At 69.3% G+C, this 22,195-nt stretch carries 22 protein-coding genes; 21 read left to right on the forward strand and 1 reads right to left on the reverse strand.

Annotation, left to right across the window (positions count from 1 at the left end):
- Window positions 1-86: 86 nt before the first annotated feature.
- Window positions 87-1,625 (reverse strand): glycosyltransferase, encoded by a 1,539-nt coding sequence (locus ACIBVN_RS37980; RefSeq protein WP_397144957.1) that lies wholly within the window; start codon window positions 1,623-1,625, stop codon window positions 87-89.
- 157 nt (window positions 1,626-1,782) lie between these two features.
- On the opposite strand from ACIBVN_RS37980, the gene thrC reads away from it, so the two are divergent.
- The 21 genes from thrC (at window position 1,783) to ACIBVN_RS38085 (ending at window position 22,194) form a co-directional block, all read left to right on the forward strand.
- Window positions 1,783-2,841 carry a threonine synthase gene (gene thrC / locus ACIBVN_RS37985; RefSeq protein ID WP_397144959.1) on the forward strand — a complete coding sequence of 353 codons (1,059 nt, stop codon included), beginning with the start codon at window positions 1,783-1,785 and terminating at the stop codon, window positions 2,839-2,841.
- Between the two features lie 22 nt (window positions 2,842-2,863).
- A complete protein-coding gene (thrB, locus tag ACIBVN_RS37990) occupies window positions 2,864-3,772 on the forward strand; it encodes a homoserine kinase (protein ID WP_397144961.1) in 909 nt (302 codons plus the stop codon).
- Between the two features lie 457 nt (window positions 3,773-4,229).
- Window positions 4,230-6,203 (forward strand): transcription termination factor Rho, encoded by a 1,974-nt coding sequence (gene rho, locus ACIBVN_RS37995; RefSeq protein WP_397144963.1) that lies wholly within the window; start codon window positions 4,230-4,232, stop codon window positions 6,201-6,203.
- 160 nt (window positions 6,204-6,363) lie between these two features.
- Window positions 6,364-7,629, forward strand: coding sequence for a sensor histidine kinase (locus ACIBVN_RS38000; protein ID WP_397144965.1), 1,266 nt, complete (start codon window positions 6,364-6,366; stop codon window positions 7,627-7,629).
- Window positions 7,630-7,639: 10 nt separating this feature from the next.
- On the forward strand, window positions 7,640-8,275 hold the full coding sequence (locus tag ACIBVN_RS38005; protein ID WP_397144967.1) for a response regulator: 636 nt from the start codon (window positions 7,640-7,642) through the stop codon (window positions 8,273-8,275).
- Window positions 8,276-8,396: 121 nt separating this feature from the next.
- The gene (rpmE, locus tag ACIBVN_RS38010; RefSeq protein WP_225272110.1) at window positions 8,397-8,615 is read left to right on the forward strand and encodes a 50S ribosomal protein L31; all 219 of its coding nucleotides are present in this window, start codon (window positions 8,397-8,399) and stop codon (window positions 8,613-8,615) included.
- 86 nt (window positions 8,616-8,701) lie between these two features.
- Window positions 8,702-9,754: a peptide chain release factor 1 gene (prfA, locus tag ACIBVN_RS38015; protein ID WP_397144969.1), complete on the forward strand. Its 1,053-nt coding sequence runs from the start codon at window positions 8,702-8,704 to the stop codon at window positions 9,752-9,754.
- Entirely contained in the window at window positions 9,751-10,605 is an 855-nt protein-coding gene (gene prmC, locus ACIBVN_RS38020) for a peptide chain release factor N(5)-glutamine methyltransferase (protein ID WP_349450512.1), read from the forward strand. The genes prfA and prmC overlap by 4 nt, the downstream gene beginning before the upstream one ends.
- 19 nt (window positions 10,606-10,624) lie before the next feature.
- On the forward strand, window positions 10,625-11,281 hold the full coding sequence (locus ACIBVN_RS38025) for an L-threonylcarbamoyladenylate synthase (protein ID WP_397144972.1): 657 nt from the start codon (window positions 10,625-10,627) through the stop codon (window positions 11,279-11,281).
- Window positions 11,282-11,369: 88 nt separating this feature from the next.
- Complete coding sequence (locus ACIBVN_RS38030) at window positions 11,370-13,175, forward strand: hypothetical protein (protein WP_397144973.1); 1,806 nt, start codon at window positions 11,370-11,372, stop codon at window positions 13,173-13,175.
- Window positions 13,175-13,549, forward strand: a complete 375-nt coding sequence (locus tag ACIBVN_RS38035) for a hypothetical protein (protein ID WP_397144975.1) — start codon at window positions 13,175-13,177, stop codon at window positions 13,547-13,549. The genes ACIBVN_RS38030 and ACIBVN_RS38035 overlap by 1 nt, the downstream gene beginning before the upstream one ends.
- 49 nt (window positions 13,550-13,598) lie before the next feature.
- Window positions 13,599-14,864: a serine hydroxymethyltransferase gene (gene glyA, locus ACIBVN_RS38040; protein WP_397144977.1), complete on the forward strand. Its 1,266-nt coding sequence runs from the start codon at window positions 13,599-13,601 to the stop codon at window positions 14,862-14,864.
- Between the two features lie 57 nt (window positions 14,865-14,921).
- Window positions 14,922-16,211: a glycosyltransferase family 4 protein gene (locus tag ACIBVN_RS38045; RefSeq protein ID WP_397144979.1), complete on the forward strand. Its 1,290-nt coding sequence runs from the start codon at window positions 14,922-14,924 to the stop codon at window positions 16,209-16,211.
- Between the two features lie 130 nt (window positions 16,212-16,341).
- Window positions 16,342-16,764, forward strand: a complete 423-nt coding sequence (locus ACIBVN_RS38050) for a hypothetical protein (protein ID WP_397144981.1) — start codon at window positions 16,342-16,344, stop codon at window positions 16,762-16,764.
- Window positions 16,765-16,830: 66 nt separating this feature from the next.
- Complete coding sequence (locus ACIBVN_RS38055) at window positions 16,831-17,046, forward strand: AtpZ/AtpI family protein (RefSeq protein WP_397144983.1); 216 nt, start codon at window positions 16,831-16,833, stop codon at window positions 17,044-17,046.
- A gap of 160 nt (window positions 17,047-17,206) precedes the next feature.
- Window positions 17,207-17,911, forward strand: a complete 705-nt coding sequence (atpB, locus tag ACIBVN_RS38060) for a F0F1 ATP synthase subunit A (protein WP_397144985.1) — start codon at window positions 17,207-17,209, stop codon at window positions 17,909-17,911.
- Window positions 17,912-17,984: 73 nt separating this feature from the next.
- Window positions 17,985-18,227 carry an ATP synthase F0 subunit C gene (atpE, locus tag ACIBVN_RS38065; RefSeq protein WP_364021607.1) on the forward strand — a complete coding sequence of 81 codons (243 nt, stop codon included), beginning with the start codon at window positions 17,985-17,987 and terminating at the stop codon, window positions 18,225-18,227.
- Between the two features lie 27 nt (window positions 18,228-18,254).
- The gene (locus tag ACIBVN_RS38070; protein WP_397144987.1) at window positions 18,255-18,806 is read left to right on the forward strand and encodes a F0F1 ATP synthase subunit B; all 552 of its coding nucleotides are present in this window, start codon (window positions 18,255-18,257) and stop codon (window positions 18,804-18,806) included.
- Window positions 18,806-19,615 (forward strand): F0F1 ATP synthase subunit delta, encoded by an 810-nt coding sequence (locus ACIBVN_RS38075; RefSeq protein ID WP_397144989.1) that lies wholly within the window; start codon window positions 18,806-18,808, stop codon window positions 19,613-19,615. Before ACIBVN_RS38070 ends, ACIBVN_RS38075 begins: the two co-directional genes overlap by 1 nt.
- Before the next feature lie 23 nt (window positions 19,616-19,638).
- The gene (atpA, locus tag ACIBVN_RS38080; RefSeq protein WP_397144991.1) at window positions 19,639-21,288 is read left to right on the forward strand and encodes a F0F1 ATP synthase subunit alpha; all 1,650 of its coding nucleotides are present in this window, start codon (window positions 19,639-19,641) and stop codon (window positions 21,286-21,288) included.
- Between the two features lie 3 nt (window positions 21,289-21,291).
- The gene (locus ACIBVN_RS38085) at window positions 21,292-22,194 is read left to right on the forward strand and encodes a F0F1 ATP synthase subunit gamma (RefSeq protein ID WP_397144993.1); all 903 of its coding nucleotides are present in this window, start codon (window positions 21,292-21,294) and stop codon (window positions 22,192-22,194) included.
- The last annotated feature ends 1 nt before the right edge of the window (window position 22,195 follow it).

The following is a 22,195-nucleotide window of genomic DNA, read 5'->3' on the forward strand; positions in this document are numbered from 1 at the left end:
GGCTTTTTGGATGCACGCCTCGTGTGGCGAGGTGCCTTTGAGCGGCGTGGCGGTGCGGGTCTGGGCAGCCGATTGTGCCGTAAACGTCAGTTGGGGCGGAGGGCGGACTTCAGGCGGCGCAGCAGCGTCTTCTCCGTCGGCGTCACAGAGACCGTCACCGGCTCCGGGGCCGGGGCAGGGGTCGCGGCGGGAGCCGGGATGGTCACCGGGTCGGGCTGCTTGGGGGCGGGCCAGAAGCGGGCCGGAGCCTCGTGGCGTACCCCGTGAGTGGTGGCGATGACGTCGTCCATGTCGGCTCCGGGGTCGGCTCCGGGGTCGGCTCCGGGGTCGGCTCCGGGGTCGGCGAGGAGGGCGGCGCGGCCGAGGGCCGAGGTGCGCTCCAGGCGGGCCGTGCGCCCGTCGGGCAGGTCGACGATCAGCACCCCCGTGAGATCCTTCTGCACCGACTCGATCATGCGCTCCAGCGTCACCCGATGCAGTGGCACGTCCACAGGTCCGCGGTAGCGGAACGGCGTGGGCGCGGGCGTCGGGGCGGCCTCGTCGATCAGGCGGATGCGTTCGTCGTGCGCGAACAGGTCACGCATCAGCCGCATCTCGAAGCACGGGTCCGACAGGACGGAACGGCGCGAGGAGTTCAGCCGCGACCACGGGGCCACCAGCGTCACCACCACGTCCTGCAGCTTGCCGTCCAGCGCCGCCGCCACGGCCTGCCGCACCACCGACTCCGAGGTGTCCGTGACGTCGAGCACGATCTCCACGTACGGCACCAGCCACCGCCGCCCCTGGTCCTTGCGCAGGTCCCGGCGGAGCGGGATCCGGTGCGCCAGGTACGGCTCCACGGCCCGCACGGCGCGTTCCCTGTCGCGGTGCTGCGCGGGCAGCCCGAGGTGTACGGCCTGTGCCTCCATGTCCGGGATGAACACCACGCCGTGCATGGCCAGCCGGTAGGAGAACTCGGTGTCCTCCCCGCGCACCACGGTCGGGTCGAGACCGCCCACGGCGTGGAAGACCTCCCTGGGAAGGGCGAAGGTCGGCCCTGTGCACACGTGATAGGGATTGCGGCTCTTGCGCAGGCCGTCCGTCTTGGCGATCGTCGCCTCGGTGGAGCTCGACACGGCCCCGTCCAGGTCGAACACCTCTCCCAGGTGTCCCGCCTGGTAGACCTGGCGCGGCGTGACCGGCGGCGCGTCCACGAACTTCTTCATCCCGATCGTGACCAGGTAGTCCGTCACGTGGTGCCATCGGGCCAGCGCCTCGATGTGCTCGCGGCAGGCCACCATGTCGGCGTCGAGCCGCTGGATGATCTCGCCGTCGGCGGCCTTGGCGCCGGTGTTGACGGCGTTGGAGATGCCCCAGCCGTCGCGCACCCGCACGACGCGGCTGTTGACCGGGCGGATCTCGGGCAGCCGGATGGGCGGCTCGCTGCCGTCGTCGACGACCAGGACCTCCATGAGATGGTCCGGGTACGTCTGCGCGGCCAGCGCCGCCAGCGACAGGTCGAGTTTCTCCTGCCCGCCGTGAGCCGGTATCACCACGCTCACGGAAAGGGCGGGCGACCAGGCGCCGAGCTCCGGCGCCGCGATCGGTGAATAGTCGTTCTGCCTCAAAGCAGGACGCGCGTTCATGGTGGTGACCCCCTGCCGAGACCTTATCGGGAGATGCTGAGAATTTCCTGAATAGTGCCCCTCTCCAATGGATGTGTCCGGCCGGGGGACGCGGGCTCCGCGCCCGTCCGCCGCACCCCGTACACTCTGTGCCGAACACCGCAGGTAGGGAGCCATCATGAGCAGGTCGTGGCGTGGCCTCATCGAGGAATACCGCGAGCGCCTTCCCGTCAGCCCGAAGACGCCCGTCATCACGCTGCTCGAAGGCGGCACGCCGCTGGTGCCCGCGCACCGCGTGTCCGCCCTCACGGGTTGCGACGTCTATCTGAAGGTCGAGGGCGCCAACCCGACGGGCAGCTTCAAGGACCGCGGCATGACCATGGCCATCAGCAAGGCGGTCGAGGAGGGGGCCAAGGCGGTCATCTGCGCCTCCACGGGCAACACCTCGGCCTCGGCCGCGGCCTACGCCGTCCGCGCCGGGCTGACCTGCGCCGTGCTGGTGCCGCGGGGGAAGATCGCCATGGGCAAGCTCGCCCAGGCGCTCGTCCACGGGGCCACGCTGCTGCAGGTCGAGGGGTCGTTCGACGACTGCCTGGAGATGACCCGCAAGCTGTCGTCCAGCTACCCGATCGCGCTGGTCAACTCGGTCAACCCGTTCCGGCTTCAGGGACAGAAGACGGCCGCGTTCGAGATCGTCGACACGCTGGGTGACGCGCCGGACATCCACTGCATCCCGGTGGGCAACGCGGGCAACATCTCGGCCTACTGGATGGGCTACCAGGAATACGCCGCCGACGGGGTGTCGACCAAGCGGCCGCGCATGTTCGGCTTCCAGGCCAGCGGCGCGGCGCCCATCGTGCAGGGCGCGCCCGTCGCCCATCCGCACACGATCGCCACCGCCATCCGCATCGGCAACCCGGCCTCCTGGTCGCTGGCCACCGCGGCCCGCGACGATTCGGGCGGCGTCATCCAGGCGGTGACCGACAGGCAGATCGCGGCGGCGTACAAACTGCTCGCGCAGGAAGAGGGCGTCTTCGTCGAGCTGGCCTCCGCGGCCAGCGTCGCGGGGCTCCTGCAGGCCCACTCGCAGGGGCTCGTCGACCCGGGGCAGCGCATCGTCTGCACGGTCACGGGCAACGGGCTCAAGGACCCCGACTGGGCGATCTCGGGCGCGCCCGCGCCCGTCGTCATCCCCATCGACGTCCACGCCGCGGGGGCGGCGCTCAACCTCGCCTGACGGCGAGCACGTGGAGGCAAAATTGAAGACCGTTCAGATTCGCGTGCCCGCGACCTCGGCGAACCTGGGGCCAGGTTTCGACGCGCTCGGGCTGGCGCTGAGCCTGTACGACGACGTCGAGGCCACGCTCACCGACGAGCCGGGGACCCGCGTGGTCGTGGAGGGTGAGGGCGCCGGGGAGGTCCCACTCGGGGACGCGCACCTGGTCATCAGGGCGATGCGGGCGACGTTCGACCGCATGGGGGTCGCCCAGCCCGACGGGATACGCCTGCGCTGTCACAACAGGATCCCGCACGCGCGCGGGCTGGGATCCTCCTCGGCGGCCATCTGCGCGGGCATCCTGGCCGCCCGCGCTTTGGCTGAGGGCGAACAACTTTCGGACGACGAGGTTTTCGCGCTGGCCACCGAGATGGAGGGCCATCCGGACAACGTCGCACCCTGCCTGGCCGGCGGGCTGACCGTGGCCTGGTCCGACCATGCGGGGACTCCGCATATGGTGAAACTGGTTCCCGACAGGCGCATCCGCCCGGTCGTGGTCGTTCCGTCGACCCGGCTGGCCACGGAGACCGCACGGGGACTACTGCCTAAGGACGTGCCCCACAAGGACGCATCGTTCAACGCCGGCCGGGCCGCGCTGCTCATCGCGGCGCTGACCAGCCAGCCGGAGCCAGGGTTCTTGCTCGCGGCCACCGAAGACCGACTCCACCAGCACTATCGCGCGCCTGCGATGCAGGACACCGCGAATCTGGTAGAACGTCTCCGTGCTGCGGGCGTGCCCGCGGTCGTTTCGGGAGCGGGTCCCACGGTTCTTGCGTTTTCGACATCGGATACGCAGGATTTGATCGCGCCAGAAGTGGGTAATGACTGGCACATCCAGCAAATGGACGTCGACCCGGTTGGTGCGAACGTTCAGTTCCCCGAGACACGCTGATGCCTCTTTAGACCTTCAGGGAATAGCCGTGTGCGCTGGTGATGTTAGGCTGGTAGCCGCACCAGATGCCCCCTTGGTGGGTGCGTGCTTGTCAGCCACACATCGCTGCATCATGCTTCACGTCGCGAGGCGTGGGCAGCGCGGCTGTCTCCCCGGAATCCGTTGCCTCCGGTTGGCCCACACCCGGTTGGCTCGAAACGAGGCGGCGACGACGGGGACCTGCGCGTTCGAGACACATCGACATCTGGTTGGCGACAGCAATCTGGGGGGTGTCAGCCACGCGCCACGGCCCTGTGGCGGCTTGGACGAGCCCCTCCCCAAGAGTGGCGGCCGTCCACAGCGACTGCCGAAGATCGCAGAGTGCACCCCGACCCGGTCTGTCCCGCCGGATCGCAAGCACCTCCGGGACGCCCGGCAGAACGAAACCGGCGCCCGACCCCTGGGAAGGACCTTTTAGTTGAGCGACACCACCGAACTCCTCTCCGACGCATCAGGCGCAGAGCCGGCGTCCGGCGACACCCCCACCCGCGCACCGGCCAAGACCACTCGTGCGCGTCGCTCCGGCACCGGGCTGTCCGCCAAGGTGCTGCCCGAGCTGCAGAAGATGGCAGCTGAGCTGGGCATCAGCGGGACCGGGCGCATGCGGAAGAGCCAGCTCATCGCGGCCATCCAGGAGAAGCAGGGTGGCGGTTCCGGCGAAGGCGCACCGGCCCCCGCCCCGGCGGCCGAGGCTCCTGCCGCGGCGGACGCGGCGCCTGCCGCCGAGCGCCCCACCCGTACGCGCAGGGAACGTTCCCGCGCCAAGACGGCCGAGGAGCCCGCTCCGCAGCCCGCCGCGCAGCCGGCGGAGCCCGTGGCCGCGGCCCCCGAGCCGGTCGCCGCTGCCGCGCCGGCAGAGCCGGTCGTGGAGCAGCAGTCCCAGGCCGCGGAGAGCGGGCAGAGCGAGACGCGCGGCGAGAGCCGCCGCGAGCGTCGCAGCCGCGGCGAGCGCCGCGAGCGTGGCGACCGCTCGGGCAGCGACCGCGGTGAGGGCGGCCGTGCAGAGAGCGGCCGCGACGGCGGCCGCGCCGAGCAGCAGCGTGAGCGCGCCGCTGACTCCGGTGGCCGGGGTGACCAGCGGGGCGACCGGGGTGACCAGCGGGGCGACCGAGGCGACCGAGGCGACCGAGGCGACCAGCAGCGCGGCGGCGACGACGACGAGCGCGGGCGCGGCCGCAGGGGCCGTTTCAGGGAGCGCAACCGCGGCCGTGGCCGTGACCGCTTCGAGGGCAACGAGCCCGTCATCGGCGACGACGACGTGCTCATCCCGATCGCCGGCATCCTCGACATCCTCGACAACTACGCGTTCGTCAGGACCAGCGGCTACCTGCCGGGCAGCAACGACGTCTACGTCTCGCTCGCCCAGATCCGCCGCAACGGCCTGCGCAAGGGCGACGTCATCACCGGCGCCGTCCGGCAGCCCCGCGACGGCGAGCGGCGCGAGAAGTTCAACGCCCTGGTCCGCCTCGACACCGTCAACGGCATGGACCCGGAGCAGGCCCGCAACCGGCCCGACTTCAACAAGCTGACGCCGCTCTACCCGCAGGAGCGCCTGCGCCTCGAGACCGAGCCGAACATCCTGACCACCAGGATCATCGACCTCGTCTCGCCGATCGGCAAGGGCCAGCGCGGCCTCATCGTCTCGCCGCCCAAGGCCGGTAAGACGATGGTGCTGCAGGCCATCGCCAACGCGATCACCCGCAACAACCCCGAGTGCCACCTGATGGTCGTGCTCGTGGACGAGCGGCCGGAAGAAGTCACCGACATGCAGCGGTCGGTCAAGGGCGAGGTCATCCACTCGACCTTCGACCGTCCCGCCGAGGACCACACCACGGTCGCCGAGCTCGCCATCGAGCGGGCCAAGCGCCTGGTGGAGCTGGGCCACGACGTGGTCGTCCTGCTCGACTCGATCACCCGCCTCGGCCGCGCCTACAACCTGGCGGCCCCGGCATCCGGGCGCATCCTGTCGGGTGGTGTCGACTCCACGGCGCTCTACCCGCCCAAGCGCTTCTTCGGCGCCGCCCGCAACATCGAGAACGGCGGCTCGCTGACGATCCTCGCCACGGCCCTGGTCGAGACCGGGTCCAAGATGGACGAGGTCATCTTCGAGGAGTTCAAGGGCACCGGCAACGCCGAGCTCAAGCTCAACCGGTCCCTGGCCGACAAGCGGATCTTCCCCGCGGTGGACGTGGACGCGTCCGGCACGCGTAAGGAAGAGATCCTCATGGGCAAGGACGAGCTCCAGATCGTCTGGAAGCTGCGGCGGGTGCTGCACGCTCTGGACATGCAGCAGGCGCTCGAGCTGCTGCTGGAGAAGATGAAGGAGACCAAGTCCAACGCGGAGTTCCTCCTGCAGGTCCAGAAGACCACGGTGAGCAACGACCGCGACTAGCGGCTCCTGGTACTGAAGGGGCGGCCGGGGTTTCTCCCCTGCCGCCCCTTTCCGTATGGCGAGGCGGAGGCCCGTCGGAGTGCCGGGGCGGGGTTAGCCCTACCTCGACGACGGAGCCTCCCGGATTCACCTCGGCCCTTCTCGCGTGCACTCTGGGGACATGCGATCAGTCGCGTTGAAGGACCGTGTCCCCTTCGGACCCAGGGGCCCCTTGGGCATCGTGGTCGACCCGATGACGTGGCGGGCGGCGCCGTACCTGGGGGTCACCGGGGCACTCGGGCTCGGCTGGTTCTTCGTGCTGTCCGTGACCATCCCCGTCGCGCTCACGCTGACGGTCGTGTGGGTGGGCGTGCCGCTGATGATGGCCACGGTGCTGATGTGGCGCGGCGGGGCGATGCTGGAGCGGCGGCTGATGCACGCGGCGTTCGGCGTCAAGATCGCCGACCCGTACCACCCCAGGCCGGAACGCGGGCTCGGCGCGCATCTGCGGTGGCTGCTGGCGGACGCGGCCACCTGGCAGGACCTGGGCTACCTGCTGATGCTGCTCCCGCTCGGCCTGGTCGAGACGGCCGTGTCCGTCACCCTGTGGATGGTGTCGGCCATGCTGCTCATCCAGCCCATCCTGATGTCGCTGTGGGTGGCGACGGGACTCCACACCGAGCTGACCATCGACAGCTGGCCGGGCGCCTTCGTGGCCGCGGTGTTCGGGGCGCTGCTGTTCGTGCTGGCGGCGTACCTGGTGCGGGGGATGGCCTGGCTGCACGGGACGCTGGCGACGGTGCTGCTCGGCGGCAGCCAGGAGGAGCGGCTGCGGGCCAGCAGGGCCAGGGGGATCGACGCGGCAGAGGCAGAGCGGCGCAGGATCGAGCGCGACCTGCACGACGGCGCGCAGCAGTGGCTGCTGTCGGTGGCGGTGGACCTGGGACGGGCGCAGTCGAAGTTCGACAACGAACCCGAGGCGGCCAGGATGCTCATCGCCCAGGCCCACGCCGGCACGAAGGCGGCCATCGCCGAGCTGCGCAACCTGGCCAGGGGCATTCATCCGGCCATCCTGAGCGACCGCGGCCTGGACGCGGCCCTGTCGGGCCTGGCCGCGCGGGCGCCCATCCGCGTGGACGTCTCCGTCGAGCTGAGCGAGCGGCCACCCGCCGCGGTCGAGAGCATCGCGTACTTCATCGTGGCCGAGACGCTGACCAACATGGCCAAGCACTCCGGCGCCACCGAGGCGTCGGTCACGGTGGTCAGGGACCATCGCGGCGTGGTCGTCGACGTGTGGGACAACGGCATCGGCGGGGCGGTCGTCTGCCCGGGTGGCGGCCTGTCCGGGCTGGCCGACCGGGCGGCCACCATCGACGGCGTGCTCGTCCTGCACAGCCCCGTGGGCGGTCCCACGCTCGTGCGTGCGGAACTCCCCTGCGAGTGGTAGTCATGTGGCCATGCGCGTGGTCATCGCCGAGGACTCCGTACTGCTGCGCGAGGGGCTCGCGCGCCTGCTCGCAGACGGCGGCATCGAGACCGTCGCGGCCGTCTCGGACGGGTCCGCGCTGGTGTCCGCGGTGCTGGAGCACGAGCCCGACCTGGCGATCGTCGACGTACGCATGCCGCCGACCCACACCGACGAGGGCCTGCGGGCGGCGCTGCAGGTGCGCGCGGCCATACCCGACTTCCCGATCCTCGTCCTCTCCCAGTACGTCGAGGAGCGCTACGCGGGCGACCTCATCGGCAAGGCCGTCGGCTACCTGCTGAAGGAGCGGGTGGCCGACGTGACCGAGTTCCTGGAGGCGGTGCGCCAGGTGGCGGCCGGCGGCACGGTCATCGACCCCGAGGTCGTCGTGCAGTTACTGAGCCGCCAGCGCCGCGGCGCCCCGCTCGACTCGCTCTCGCCCCGCGAGCGCGAGGTGCTCGCCCTGATGGCCGAGGGGCGCTCCAACACCGCCATCGCCACCAGGCTGGTCGTCACAGAAGGCGCCGTGGAGAAGCATATTTCCGGCATTTTTGCCAAACTGGCACTCGGCCCGGCGCCGGAGGATCATCGCCGCGTGCTCGCCGTTCTGACGTACCTGGGCCGCTGACGGGAATGCGCGATGGCCTGGGATGGTTGGACGATCTGGCACACTGGTAGCTGACCATTTAGCGGTTCCGGTTCACGCCGTGCGTGAGGCGACCCGGCGGCCGCACCCCGAAAGGACAGCGATGAAGCGCGACATCCACCCTGAATATCACGTGACGCAGGTGTCCTGCTCCTGCGGCAACACGTTCACCACCCGCAGCACCGCCAAGAACGGCGTCATCCACGCCGACGTGTGCTCTGCCTGCCACCCGTTCTACACCGGCAAGCAGAAGATCCTCGACACCGGCGGCCGGGTGGCTCGCTTCGAGAAGCGCTTCGGCAAGAAGGCCACGGGCAAGTAGCTTCACCGACGCCGGCTCGGACGCACTTCCGTGCGCCGGGTCGGCGTTGTTGGTGAAATGGCCGAAACCCAAACTAAGGACCCACGGTGAACCTCGACGAGTTGCTCAAGGAGTATTCCGAGCTGGAGCTGCAGCTCGCCGACCCCGCCGTGCACGCCGACCAGGGCAAGGCCCGTGCGCTGGGCAGGCGCTACTCCCAGCTCACGCCCATCATCGGCACCTACCGCGAGCTCGACGCGGCCCGCGACGACCTGAGCGCCGCCAAGGAGCTGGCCGGCGAGGACGAGGCGTTCGCGGCCGAGGCCGCCGAGATCGAGGAGCGCATCCCCCAGCTGGAGGAGAAGCTCAGGCACCTGCTCATCCCGCGCGATCCCAATGATGACAAGGACATCATCATGGAGATCAAGGCGGGCGAGGGCGGCGAGGAGTCCGCGCTGTTCGCGGGCGACCTGCTGCGGATGTACCTGAGATACGCCGAGCGCCTCGGCTGGAAGACCGAGGTCATCGACAGCCAGCCCTCCGACCTGGGCGGCTACAAAGACGTCACGGTCGGCATCAGGGCCAAGGGCGACGAGGGCGTGTGGTCCAGGCTCAAGTACGAAGGCGGCGTCCACCGCGTGCAGCGGGTGCCCGTGACCGAGTCGCAGGGCCGCATCCACACCAGCGCCGCGGGCGTGCTCGTCTACCCGGAGGCGGAGGAGGTCGACGTCCAGATCGACCCCAACGACCTGCGCGTCGACGTCTACCGCTCCAGCGGACCCGGCGGCCAGAGCGTCAACACCACCGACTCCGCGGTCCGCATCACCCACCTGCCCACCGGCGTGGTCGTCTCGTGCCAGAACGAGAAGAGCCAGCTCCAGAACAAGGAGTCGGCCCTGCGCATCCTGCGTGCCCGGCTGCTGGCCATCGCGCAGGAGCAGGCCGAGGCCGCCGCGCAGGCCGAGCGCAAGTCGCAGGTCCGCACGGTCGACCGCTCCGAGCGCGTACGCACCTACAACTTCCCGGAAAACCGCATCTCCGACCACCGGGTCGGCTTCAAGGCGTATAACCTCGACCAGGTTCTCGACGGCGAGCTCAACGCCGTCACCCAGGCCCTCATCGACGCCGAGATGGCGGAGAAGCTCGCACAACACTCATGACATTTCTGCTGGACGAGATCGCCCTAGCCACTGCCCGGCTGGCCGAGGCAGGTGTTCCCTCACCGCGCACCGACGCTGAGGAGATCGCGGCATTCGTCCACGGCGTGCGCAGGAGCGAGCTCCACACGGTCAAGGACGCCGACTTCGACGCGCTGTTCTGGGAGGGCGTCGCCAGGCGCGAGGCCCGCGAGCCGCTGCAGCACATCACCGGCCACGCCTACTTCCGCTACCTCGAGTTGGCGGTCGGGCCCGGCGTGTTCGTGCCGCGGCCCGAGACCGAGGTGGTGGCGGGCTGGGCCATCGAGACCCTGCGCGCGATGGACGTGACCGCCCCGCTCGTGGTCGATCTCGGCACCGGCTCCGGCGCGATCGCGCTGTCGATCGCCCAGGAGGTGGCCTTGGCCGAGGTCCACGCCGTGGAGGTCGACCCCGGGGCGTACACGTGGGCCAAGCGCAACATCTCCGAGCTCGGCCAGGGCCGCACCCACCTGCACCCCGAGGACCTCGCGGAGGCGCTGCCCGAGCTCAACGGCAAGGTCGACCTGGTCATCTCCAACCCGCCCTACATCCCGCCTGGCGCGATCCCGCGCGACCCCGAGGTGCGCGACTACGACCCCTCCAGGGCGCTGTACGGCTCCGGTGACGACGGGCTCGGCGAGGTGCGCGCGGTCGAGCGTACGGCCCGCCGCCTGCTGCGGCCGGGCGGCTGGGTGGCCGTCGAGCACGCGGACGAGCAGGGCAGGGCGGTCTATCTGACGTTCCCCGAGGACAACGGCTGGCGTGACGTGCGCCTCCGCCAGGACCTCACCAGACGGGACCGCTTCGTCACGGCCCGGCTGGGCCAGGACTAGGATCCATGCGAGCGAGGTGATGAGGATCGTGGCAAAACGCTTTGACTGCTCCGATCTGGAACAACGGACCGAAGGGCTGACGGAGGCCGCCGCCGTGGTGCGCCGTGGCGAGCTCGTGGTGCTGCCGACCGACACCGTCTACGGCATCGGCGCCGACGCGTTCACGTCGTCGGCGGTCACCGCGCTGCTCGACGCCAAGGGCCGGGGCCGCGAGATGCCGCCGCCCGTGCTCGTGGGCACCGTCAGAGCCGCCACAGCGCTCATAGACGACCTCGGGCCGTACGGGCAGGACTTGATAGACGCCTTCTGGCCTGGGCCGCTCACGCTCGTCTGCAAGGCCAACAGGGCCCTTTCCTGGGACCTGGGGGAGACCAAGGGCACGGTGGCCGTACGCATGCCGCTCCACCCGGTGGCGCTCGACCTGCTCAAGGAGACCGGCCCCATGGCCGTCTCCAGCGCCAACCGCTCCGGCGCCCCCGCCGCCACCACGGCGCAGGAGGCCGAGGAGCAGCTCGGCGACTCGGTCGCGGTCTACCTCGACGGCGGCAAGACCACCGACAACACGCCCTCCACCATCCTCGACCTCACCACGGCCGTGCCCAGGCTGCTGCGTCGCGGGGCGATCCCGGTGGAGAAGCTGCGCGGCATCATCGGGTACGTCGCCACCGACGACTGACGTATACCGTCTGCTTATCCCGGCTGCGATCGCGCTCCGGCCGACATTACGGTGAGCCCGGAGCGGCGATTACGTCCGGGAGTGGCCCATGGGCAAGTTCGACGGCATGGATCCCAAGCTGGTCCGCGACCTGCTGACCGAGGTGAAACACGCGGCCACGCAGATGCGTGCGGTCGAGGACCGGGTCAGGCTCGCCATGAGCCGGGCCGGGGTGTCCACCGTGACCACCCACCGCCCCGCCCAGGTCGCGGACGCGGCCGACGCGATGGTCAAGGACGTCAACGTCCGGCTCGGGGTGCTGGAGAAGCGGGTCGACCAGCCGCGGGGCGACGTCCCGGAGGCGGGGGCGGGGTCCACGCAGGACGACGAGCCCAAGGACGTACGCGGGGATCAGGACAAGTACGACAATCCACGGGCCGCCGAGACTCCCCCGAAGAACGACGACACCCGGACGGACGCGGACGGCAAGACCGGTGACGGGGCCAAGACGGACGCCGATGGCAAGACCGGCGATGAGGCCAGGACCGACGCCGATGGGAAGACCGGCGATGAGGCCAGGACCGACGCCGATGGGAAGACCGGCGATGAGGCCAGGACCGACGCCGACGGCAAGACCGGCGATGAGGCCAGGACCGACGCCGATGGCAAGACCGGCGATGAGGCCAGGACGGACGCCGACGGCAAGACGGACGCCGACGGCGACGGGAAGACGTGCGACGACGCCAAGGACACCGGGAACGGCCAGGACACCGGGACCGACGGCAGGGCCGGTGATCAGCCTGTTGACCAGCCCAAGGACGACGACCTGGACAGCCGGCGCGACCGCGGCGCCGAGGCGGACGGCGGCACGACCGGCACCCCGGCCAAGGACCGCCAGGATGTGAGCAAGCCGCAGATCGTGGAGGTCGACGGCGTCAAGGTCCTGCAGATACCCATCGACCCGCCCACGGCCGAGCAACTGGAAGACCTGCTCGAGAACGCCGACAAGGTGCAACCGGCGGACATGCCGAAGCTCCCCGCCGACACCGCGACCACCCACGCCGCCGACGTCAACGCCTGGGCCAACGACGGGAGCGACGTGGTCTCCGCCGACACCACCCCGCCCGACCTGGACGCGCTGAAGACGGTGGTGGACCGCCACCGCGAGATCCCGCCGCTGGACATGCCGGGTCTGTCAGAGACGTCCGGCTACGACACCACGCCCGGGGACGGCACGGCCCCCACCGGAGGCACGAACGACGACGCCTGCGCCTCCAGCAAGGACACCACGCCGGGCGGCACGGACACGACTCCGGGTGGCACGGACACCAGGCCCGGAGGCACGGACACGACCCCGGGTGGTACCGACACCAGGCCCGGTGGCACCGACACGACCCCAGGGGGCATGGACACCAGGCCCGGTGGCACCGACACCACGCCGGGTCGCGCCGACACCACGCCGGGCGGCGTGGACGTCACACCCGACAGGCCCTCGGGCGGCGACGCAGGTCAAGGGGCGGGTGACGGCCAGGACGCGGGCGGCCGGGGAGCCGGTGATCAGGGGGACGGAGGCACGGGTGACCAGAGGGCGGGAGGCCAAGGGGCGCCCGTCACGATCCCGCCGACCAACCCATCCGTCCAGGTGCAGATCGCGTACGGCCCGGAAAGCGGGGCATCGAACGTCAACGCCTGGGCGAGCGACGGCAGCGACGTCGTCTCCGTGGACGTCGCCCCGCCCAGCCTGGACGCGCTGAGGACGGTCGTGGAGCACCACCGCGACATCCAGCCTCTCGACATGCCGTCGGTCGAGGTCCCGCCGGGCGAGTACGGCAAGGGCGAGTGGGCGCCCAGGGACATCCGGCCGGACGGCCCGCAGGGCGAGATCGACCCCGGCACGCCGGAAAGGAGCGCGTGATGTACGTCGACCCCCCGGCGCCCAAGCCAAGGGACCCCAAGGAGACCCCGCCGGTCAGCGCCTCAGGAGCCCTGGACGACCCGCAGAGGGCCTGGGAGTTCAACCCCGACTACCAACGCCTGGTCGTGGCCTGGAACACCGTCCTGCCCCAGCTGGAGGCCCTCAGAACGGCACTGGACAAGGCGTACGGCCTGGCCAAGAGCCCTCAGACGTGGGACGCGCCGGTGGGTGAGCGCTACGTCCAGGACATCCGCGAGTGGCGCACCAGGCTCGCCCTCTATCGCCACAACGTGCTGACGGCGATCAGCGACGAGGCGGCCGACACCCCCAGGTGGATCCAGACGACGGCCAACGCGCCGCACGCGTTCCAGTAAAGGGACCCCGCGGCTGGGAGAAACGGACATCAGGTCGTACAGTGGGGAAATGGGTGAGGAACCCTACTACGGCCCCGACTTCGGGTTGCTGCGGAGGCAGGACCCGGAGCTCGCCCAGGTGCTGCTCGACGAGCTGGACCGGCAGCGGGGCGGTCTCCAGCTGGTCGCGAGCGAGAACTTCACCTCGCCCGCCGTTCTGGCCGCCATGGGCTCGACCCTCACCAACAAGTACGCCGAGGGTTACCCGGGCAGGCGCTACTACGGCGGCTGCGAGGTCGTGGACCGGGCCGAACGGCTGGCGGTGCAGCGGGCGCGCAAGCTGTTCGGGGCGGAGCACGCCAACGTCCAGCCCCACTCCGGCGCCTCGGCGAACCTGGCCGCCTACGCCGCGCTCCTGCAGCCCGGCGACACCATGCTGGCCATGGCTCTGCCGCACGGAGGCCATCTCACCCACGGCTCCAAGGTGAATTTTTCGGGAAGATGGTTCAACGTCGTGTCGTACGGCGTGCGACGCGACACCGAACTCATCGACTACGACGAAGTCAGGGACCTGGCACTGCGGCACCAGCCCAAGCTCATTGTGTGCGGCGCGACGGCGTACCCGAGACTGATCGACTTCACCGTCTTCCGCGGCATCGCGGACGAGGTGGGGGCGTGGCTGCTGGCCGACGTGGCGCACACGAGCGGGCTGATGGCGGGCGGTGTGATCCCGTCGGCGGTGCCGCACGCGGACGTCGTGACGCTCACCACCCACAAGGCGCTGCGCGGGCCGCGCGGCGGGGCCATCCTGTGCACGGAGGAGCTGGCCGCGAAGATCGACCGGGCGGTGTACCCGTTCATCCAGGGCGGGCCGATGATGCACGTGGTGGCGGCCAAGGCGGTGGCGTTCGCGGAGGCGATGCGACCGGAGTTCGCCGACTACGCCAGGCGCGTGATCGCGAACGCGCAGGCGCTGACGGAAGCGCTGGCGGGGGAGGGTATGCGGCCCGTCTCCGGCGGCACGGACACCCATCTGGCGCTGATCGACCTGCGTGACCTCGACGTGTCCGGCGCCGAGGCGGAGCGCAGGTGCGCCGCGGCGGGGATCACGCTCAACCGCAACGTGATCCCGTACGATCCTGAACCGGCGGCGATCACGTCCGGGATCCGCGTCGGCACGCCGTGCGTGACCACCCAGGGCATGGGGCCCCAGGAGTTGAAAGAGGTGGGGACTCTGGTGACCAGAGCGGTGCGCCAGCCGGGGCGGGTCAGGGAGATCGGGGCAAGAGTCTCGGCGCTTCTGGCCATCCATCAGCCATATCTCAGCGAATATTAAGCTGGTCTGTGTTGTTTTCCGGCCCCAGCAGGTCGGAGGATCCGGGAAACTAGGTCCGTGCGCGAATACCTGTTCATGGCGCTCATATCGGCAGCGGTCACCTACCTGCTGGTTCCGCTGGTGCGCCGCTTTGCCATCCGCATCGGCGCCATGCCGGAGATTCGCGATCGGGACGTGCACACCACGCCGACGCCCAGGCTGGGTGGCCTGGCCATGTACGGCGGGCTGGTCGTGGGCCTGTTGCTGGCCGACCAGCTCACCCACTCGAGCGAGGCGCTGGCGGGCACCGGTGCCAAGCCCGTGCCCGCCTTGATCATCGCGGGCGGGCTCATTACGTTCACGGGCTTCCTCGACGACTGGTGGGGCATGGACCCCTTCATCAAGCTCGCCGGTCAGATCGCGGCGGCCGGGGTGCTGGTCTTCTTCGGGATGCGGCTGACCTCCATCCCGCTGCCGGAGGCCTGGGGCGGCCCGACCAGCGTCGACCTCACACTCAGCACGATCATCACCATCCTGGTCGTGGTCGTGACGATCAACGCGGTCAACTTCGTCGACGGGCTCGACGGGCTCGCGGCCGGGATCGTGTGCATCTCGGGCATGGCCACGTGGCTCTATTCGATCATCATCTCGCAGACGATCTCCGGAAGTAACATCACCGCCACGGCGGCCATCGCCGCCGTCCTCATCGGCACGTGCCTGGGCTTCCTCCCGCACAACTTCCACCCGGCGAAGATCTTCATGGGCGACACCGGGGCCATGCTGATCGGGCTGGTGCTCGCCTCCTCGATCGTCACCGTGACGCCGCTCGACACCACGGCCATCGTGGAGATGAACGAGTTCCCGGTGGTGGTCCCGATGCTGATCCCCGCGGCTGTGCTGGTGCTGCCGCTCGTCGACCTGATAACCGCGGTCGTGCGGCGCACGTCGCAGGGCCTGTCGCCCTTCGCTCCCGACCGCGGTCACCTGCACCACCGGCTGATGGACATCGGCCACTCGCACCGGCGTTCGGTGCTGTTCATGTACGCGTGGACGTTCCTGTTCTCGTTCGGCATCGTGGGCCTGTCCTGGGTCGGCGTGCCTGTCCTGATCTTCCCCGCGGTCATCGTGCTCGCGCTCGCCGTGCTGATTCTCATGGCGATGCCGCGCTGGCGGGGCAGGGGCGGGGCGCACGCCCCGACGCCCGACGACCCCGACGACGACGGCGGCCCGCCCACGGGGCCGATGCCGCCGATCCTTCCGGAGGATCCGCAGCTCAAGCGGCAGACGCCGCCCGCCGGCGGCTCCGCGCACGAGCGCGCGAGCGCCGAGGGAAATCCGGTCATTCCCGCCTTTCCGAGCCGTTCTTGATCGTGAACTAGAAACGGCAGGTAAAAGCGGTCTTCCGTGAGCTTGTGATATCTTTCACGAGCAGGGACTCCAGATGCACCGGCTCTGGAGGTAGCAAACGCTCGCTTGATAACATGATGATGGAGCATTGATGCAGGCCAACGACGTGCGCGTACTCAAGAGCGCCGCGATACCGACCATGGCGGTCGGAGTGGTCGCCGTGGCTGTGTCGCTCCTGATGGCAGGTGGAAAGGGAGCCCTGGGCGCCGCGATCGGCACTTTGCTCGTCGGGGTTTTCTTCAGCATCAGCGTGGTAGCGGTGTCCTATGCCGCACGGATCTCACCTCAGATGATGGCGATCGCGGCGATGCTGAGCTACCTGGTCAAGGTCATCGCCATCATGGTCGTGCTGTCCTCCTTCCGCGACACCACGGCCTGGAACAACCAGGCTTTCGCCTGGTCGGTGGTGGTCTGCACGCTCGTCTGGACGGGCTTCGAAGTGCGCGCGTTCATGAAGACCAAGCTGCTTTACGTCGACCCCGAAGCCAGGGTCCCCGGTAAGGGCGACTCGTGACGGCAGGTAAACGGACGGGGTCCGATATGACTAGTCCTCTGTTTGCCTGCTATCGTCGGGGCCGCGATGAGCGCACAGGAACGCCGACCGGAAGAAGACGGTCGCGACTTCGCCGACGCCATGTGGTCAGTCCCCAGCTATCTGCTCGCAGGGATGGCCATCTACGGCGGTATCGGGTGGTTGCTGGACCGGTGGTTGGACATGTCCGCGTTCTTCCCCATAGGCATCGTCCTTGGGGTGGTGCTCGGTGGCTATCTGGTCTACCGGAAGTTCGGTCGCTAGCCCCGCACAGCGATCACTTCGCTGAGAAATCTCTTGTGATCCATTTCGACGTTGAAGGGAACGCCGCGTGAAGGCGCTGACGGTCCTCGCACCTCCAAGCGATCAGTTCGGGGCACCGACTCCTGAGGAACTGTTCACTCTGCCCCCCATCATCCCGGGGGTGGACTGGCTGACCAAGCCGGTTCTTCTCGCGATCCTGTCCTCGGTCCTCGTGATCGGCTTCTGCTGGGCGGCCTTCGCCAATCCCAAGGTCGTGCCCAGGGGTGTGCAGAACGTCGCCGAATACGGCTACATGTTCGTCCGCGACCAGGTCGCCCGGCCCTTCCTGGGCAAGGACGCCGACCGGTGGATGGGCCTGCTGGTGACGCTCTTCTTCACGGTCCTCCTGTGGAACATCATGGGTGTCATCCCGATCCTCCAGTTCCCGGTGGCCTCGCACATCGCCTTCCCGGCCGTGCTCGCGCTCTCGATCTACGTGCTCAAGGTCTACCTGGGCATGAAGCACCAGGGGGCGGTCGGCTACTTCAAGAACATGATGTTCCCGCCGGGGCTGCCGAAGCCGATCTACCTGCTGCTCTCGCCGATCGAGTTCCTGTCGAACCTGATCATCGCGCCCTTCACGCACGCCGTCCGACTGTTCGCCAACATGTTCGCCGGCCACATGCTGCTGGCCTTCTTCAGCATGGTCGGTTTCTGGTTCCTCTTCGAGAAGCTGACGCCGCTCGGCGCCGGGGTGGGCGTGATCGGCGTGGTCATGACCATCATCCTCACCGGCTTCGAGATGTTCATCCAGTTCCTGCAAGCGTTCCTGTTCGCGATGCTGGCCGCCATGTACATCGGCGGCTCGCTCCACCCAGAGCACTGAGAACCCACATACCGGAATATCCATGACCGGTGAGACTCCGCTTCACCGGCCGTCCAGTAAAGGAATAACAGTAATGAGCGTTCTCGCTGAGGTCTCCGGCAACGTCACCGCCATCGGTTACGGTCTCGCCGCCATCGGCCCCGGCATCGGCGTCGGCATCATCTTCGGTCAGGGCGTGCAGGCCATCGCCCGCCAGCCGGAGGCGTACGGCCTGATTCGCCAGAACATGCTCCTCGGCTTCGTCCTCACCGAGGCCCTCGCCCTGATCGGTCTGGTCGCGCCGTTCATCTTCCAGGGAATCGGCGCCCAGGGCTGATACCCCTTCTGACGAAAGGCTGCACTCATGACGTACATGGCAGCTACGCTCCTCGCCGAGGAGGGGGCCGCCAACCCTCTCATTCCGCACACCTACGAGCTCGTCGTCGGTATCTTCGCGTTCCTCGTCGTCCTCTTCGTCGTCGGCAAGATCCTCATGCCGCGCATCCAGAAGACGCTGGCTGAGCGGACAGACGCGATCGAGGGTGGCATCAAGAGGGCCGAGGAGGCCCAGGCCGAGGCGCAGGCCCTGCAGCAGCAGTACCGCGACCAGCTGGCCGAGGCCAGGCACGAGGCGGCCAGGCTGCGCGAGGAGGCTCGCGAGCAGGCCGCGCAGATCAAGGCCGAGCTCCGCGAGGAGGCGCAGGCCGAGGCCCGCCGCCTCGTCGAGGCAGCGCACGCGCAGATCGAGGCGGACCGCCAGGCGGCCTTCGCCCAGCTGCGCACCGAGATCGGTCGCCTGTCGACCGAGCTGGCCGGCCGCATCGTCGGCGAGTCCCTCGAGGACGAGGTCCGGCAGAGCCGCATCGTCGACCGGTTCCTCGACGAGCTTGAGTCCTCGCCGCAGGCGGTGCGCTGATGCGCGGTCTGAGCAGGACGTCGCTGGCCGAGGTCGAGGAGCGGTTCAACGCGGTCGCCGGCAGTGCCGACCTCGGGACGCTCTCCGACGAGCTGTTCGCGGTCGCGGATCTGCTCGACCGCGAGCACGGCCTGCGCCGCGCCCTGTCCGACCCGGCCAGGCCGGGGGAGCAGAAGGCGGCCACCGTGCGCGCGCTGCTCGAGGGCAAGGTCACCGAGGCGGCTCTCGCCACCACGGAGGCCGCGGGCGCGGCCAAGTGGTCGCGCGCCGGTGACCTGGCCGACGTGCTCGAACGGCTCGGCGTCGTCGCCGCGGCCGCGGAGGCGGAGAGCCAGTCCAGGCTCGACGACGTGGAGGACGAGCTCTTCCGCTTCGGCCGCATCGTCGCCGCCAACCCCGACCTGCGCCGCGGGCTCGCCGACCCGGCCGCGCCCGCGGCCGGCAAGGAGCAGCTGCTGCGCGACCTGCTCGGCGACAAGGTCGCCCCGACCACCCTGCGCCTGATTACGCAGGTCGCGGTACATCCGCGGGGGCGTAGCCTGGAATCAGGGTTGGAGGAGGTCGGCCACCTCGTGGCCGAGCAGCGTCAGCGCCTCGTGGCGGTGGTGCGCAGCGCGGTCGAGCTGACCGAGGGGCAGAAGCAGCGCCTGGCGGCGTGGCTGAGCGCCTCCTACGGCCGTGACGTGCACCTGAACGTCGAGGTGGACAAGCGAGTGCTCGGTGGGTTCTCGGTCCGCATCGGCGACGAGATCATCGACACCACCATTGTGGGACGAATCGAAGAAGTCCGCCGCCGGTTGGCCGGCTAGGCGAATAGGGAGACAGAGTAGAGATGGCGGAGCTTACGATCCGGCCGGACGAGATCCGGGACGCGCTTGAGCGCTTCGTCCAGGCGTACGAACCGGAAGGCGCCGCGCGCGAGGAGATCGGGACCGTCGTCGACGCCGGCGACGGCATCGCCCATGTCTCCGGCCTTCCCTCGGCGATGGCTAACGAGCTGCTCGAGTTCGAGGACGGCACGCGCGGACTGGCACTCAACCTCGACACCCGCGAGATCGGTGCCGTGATCCTGGGTGACTTCAGCGGCATCGAGGAGGGCCAGACGGTCCGCAGGACGGGCGAGGTCCTGTCCGTGCCCGTCGGCGACAACTTCCTCGGTCGCGTGGTCGACCCCCTGGGCAACCCGCTCGACGGCAAGGGCGCCATCGAGGCCGAGGCAATTCGTGCCCTCGAGCTGCAGGCCCCCACCGTCGTCCAGCGGCAGCCCGTGAAGGAGTCGCTGGCCACCGGCATCAAGGCGATCGACGCCATGACCGCGATCGGCCGTGGCCAGCGCCAGCTGATCATCGGTGACCGCGGCACCGGCAAGACCGCGATCGCCGTCGACACGATCCTCAACCAGCGCGAGAACTGGGCCTCCGGCGACCCCACCAAGCAGGTCCGCTGCGTCTACGTCGCGGTCGGCCAGAAGGGCTCGACCATCGCGCAGGTGCGCGCTCGCCTGGAGGAGGCCGGCGCGATGGAGTACACCACCATCGTCGCCGCCCCTGCCTCCGACCCCGCTGGTTACAAGTACATCGCGCCCTACGCCGGCTCGGCGATCGGTCAGCACTGGATGTACCAGGGCAAGCACGTCCTGATCGTCTTCGACGACCTGACCAAGCAGGCGGACGCCTACCGCGCCGTCTCCCTGCTGCTGCGCCGCCCGCCGGGCCGTGAGGCCTTCCCCGGCGACGTCTTCTACCTCCACTCCCGTCTGCTGGAGCGCTGCGCCAAGCTCTCCGACGACATGGGCGGTGGCTCGATGACCGGCCTGCCGGTCATCGAGACCAAGGGCAACGACGTCTCGGCGTTCATCCCGACCAACGTCATCTCCATCACCGACGGCCAGGTCTTCCTCGAGACCGACCTGTTCAACGCCGGTGTACGGCCCGCCATCAACGTCGGCGTCTCGGTCTCCCGAGTCGGTGGCTCGGCGCAGGCCAAGGCCATGCGGAAGGTCGCGGGTACGCTGCGTCTGTCGCTGTCGCAGTACCGTGACCTGGAGGCCTTCGCGGCCTTCGCCTCCGACCTGGACGCCGCCTCCAAGGCTCAGCTGGAGCGCGGCCAGCGGCTGGTCGAGCTGCTCAAGCAGCCCCAGTACAGCCCGTTCTCGCTGGAGCGCGAGGTGGCCTCGATCTGGGCGGGCACCACTGGTGAGCTGGACGACGTGCCGATCGAGGATGTCCGCCGCTTCGAGGCGGAGTTCCTGGACTACATCCAGTCCTCGCACAAGGGCATCTTCGACACCATCCGTGAGACCAGGGAACTGTCGGACGACACGGTGACCGCTCTGAAGGACGCCATCACGGACTTCAAGAAGGGCTTCACCACGTCGTCGGGTGAGCTGCTGATCAAGGACGAGCCGGTGGCTCCGCTCGAGGCCGGCGAGGTCGGCCAGGAGAAGATCAAGAAGGTCGTCCGTCCGGCGACGGAGAAGTAGGACATGGGTGCCCAGCTAAGGCTGCTGCGGCGGCGGATCAGCTCGGTCAAGTCGACCGCGAAGATCACGCGCGCCCAGGAGCTCATCGCCTCTTCACGGATCGTGAAGGCGCAGCAGCGGATGCAGGCGGCGCTGCCGTACGAGCGTGAGATCACTCGCGCTGTCACCGGCGTCGTCAGCAACGCGGCGAGCGTCGACCATCCGCTGACCGTGGCGAAGGAGAACCCCACCAAGGCGGGCGTCCTCGTCGTCACCAGTGACAGCGGGTTCTGTGGCGGCTTCAACGCCAACGTGCTGCGCGAGGCCGAGGCCCTGCGCGGGCTGCTGGAGAGCCGTGGCCTGACCGCGATCCCGTTCGTCACCGGGCGCAAGGGTGTCACCTGGCACTCCTTCCGCGGCCGCGACATGGGGGGTCAGTGGGTCGGCTTCTCCAGGCAGCCGGCCTACGCCGACGCCAAGGAGATCGCGCAGACGCTGATCGACTCGTTCAAGGACGAGAACGGGATCGACGAGATCCACATCGTCTCGACCGAGTTCGTCTCGATGCTGACCCAGAACGTCGTGGTCAAGCGCGTCCTGCCGCTGGAGGTCGAGGAGACCGAGGCGACGGAGGCCACCGCGATCCCGCCGTACTTCGAGTTCGAGCCGACCGCTGCCGACGTGCTGGAGTCGCTCCTGCCGCGTTACGTGGAGTCGCGCATCTTCACCGCGCTGCTGCAGTCCGCGGCCTCGGAGGAGGCCGCGCGGCGCCGCGCGATGAAGTCCGCGACCGACAACGCCAACGAGCTCATGCGGGTGCTCACCCAGGAGATGAACCAGGCTCGCCAGGCGGAGATCACCCAGGAAATCAGCGAGATCGTCGGTGGCGCCAACGCGCTCGCTGACGCCGCAGCGGGGAAAGAGTGAA

The sequence above is a fragment of the Nonomuraea sp. NPDC049400 genome (assembly GCF_044466425.1).
In the GTDB taxonomy this organism is placed as follows: domain Bacteria; phylum Actinomycetota; class Actinomycetes; order Streptosporangiales; family Streptosporangiaceae; genus Nonomuraea.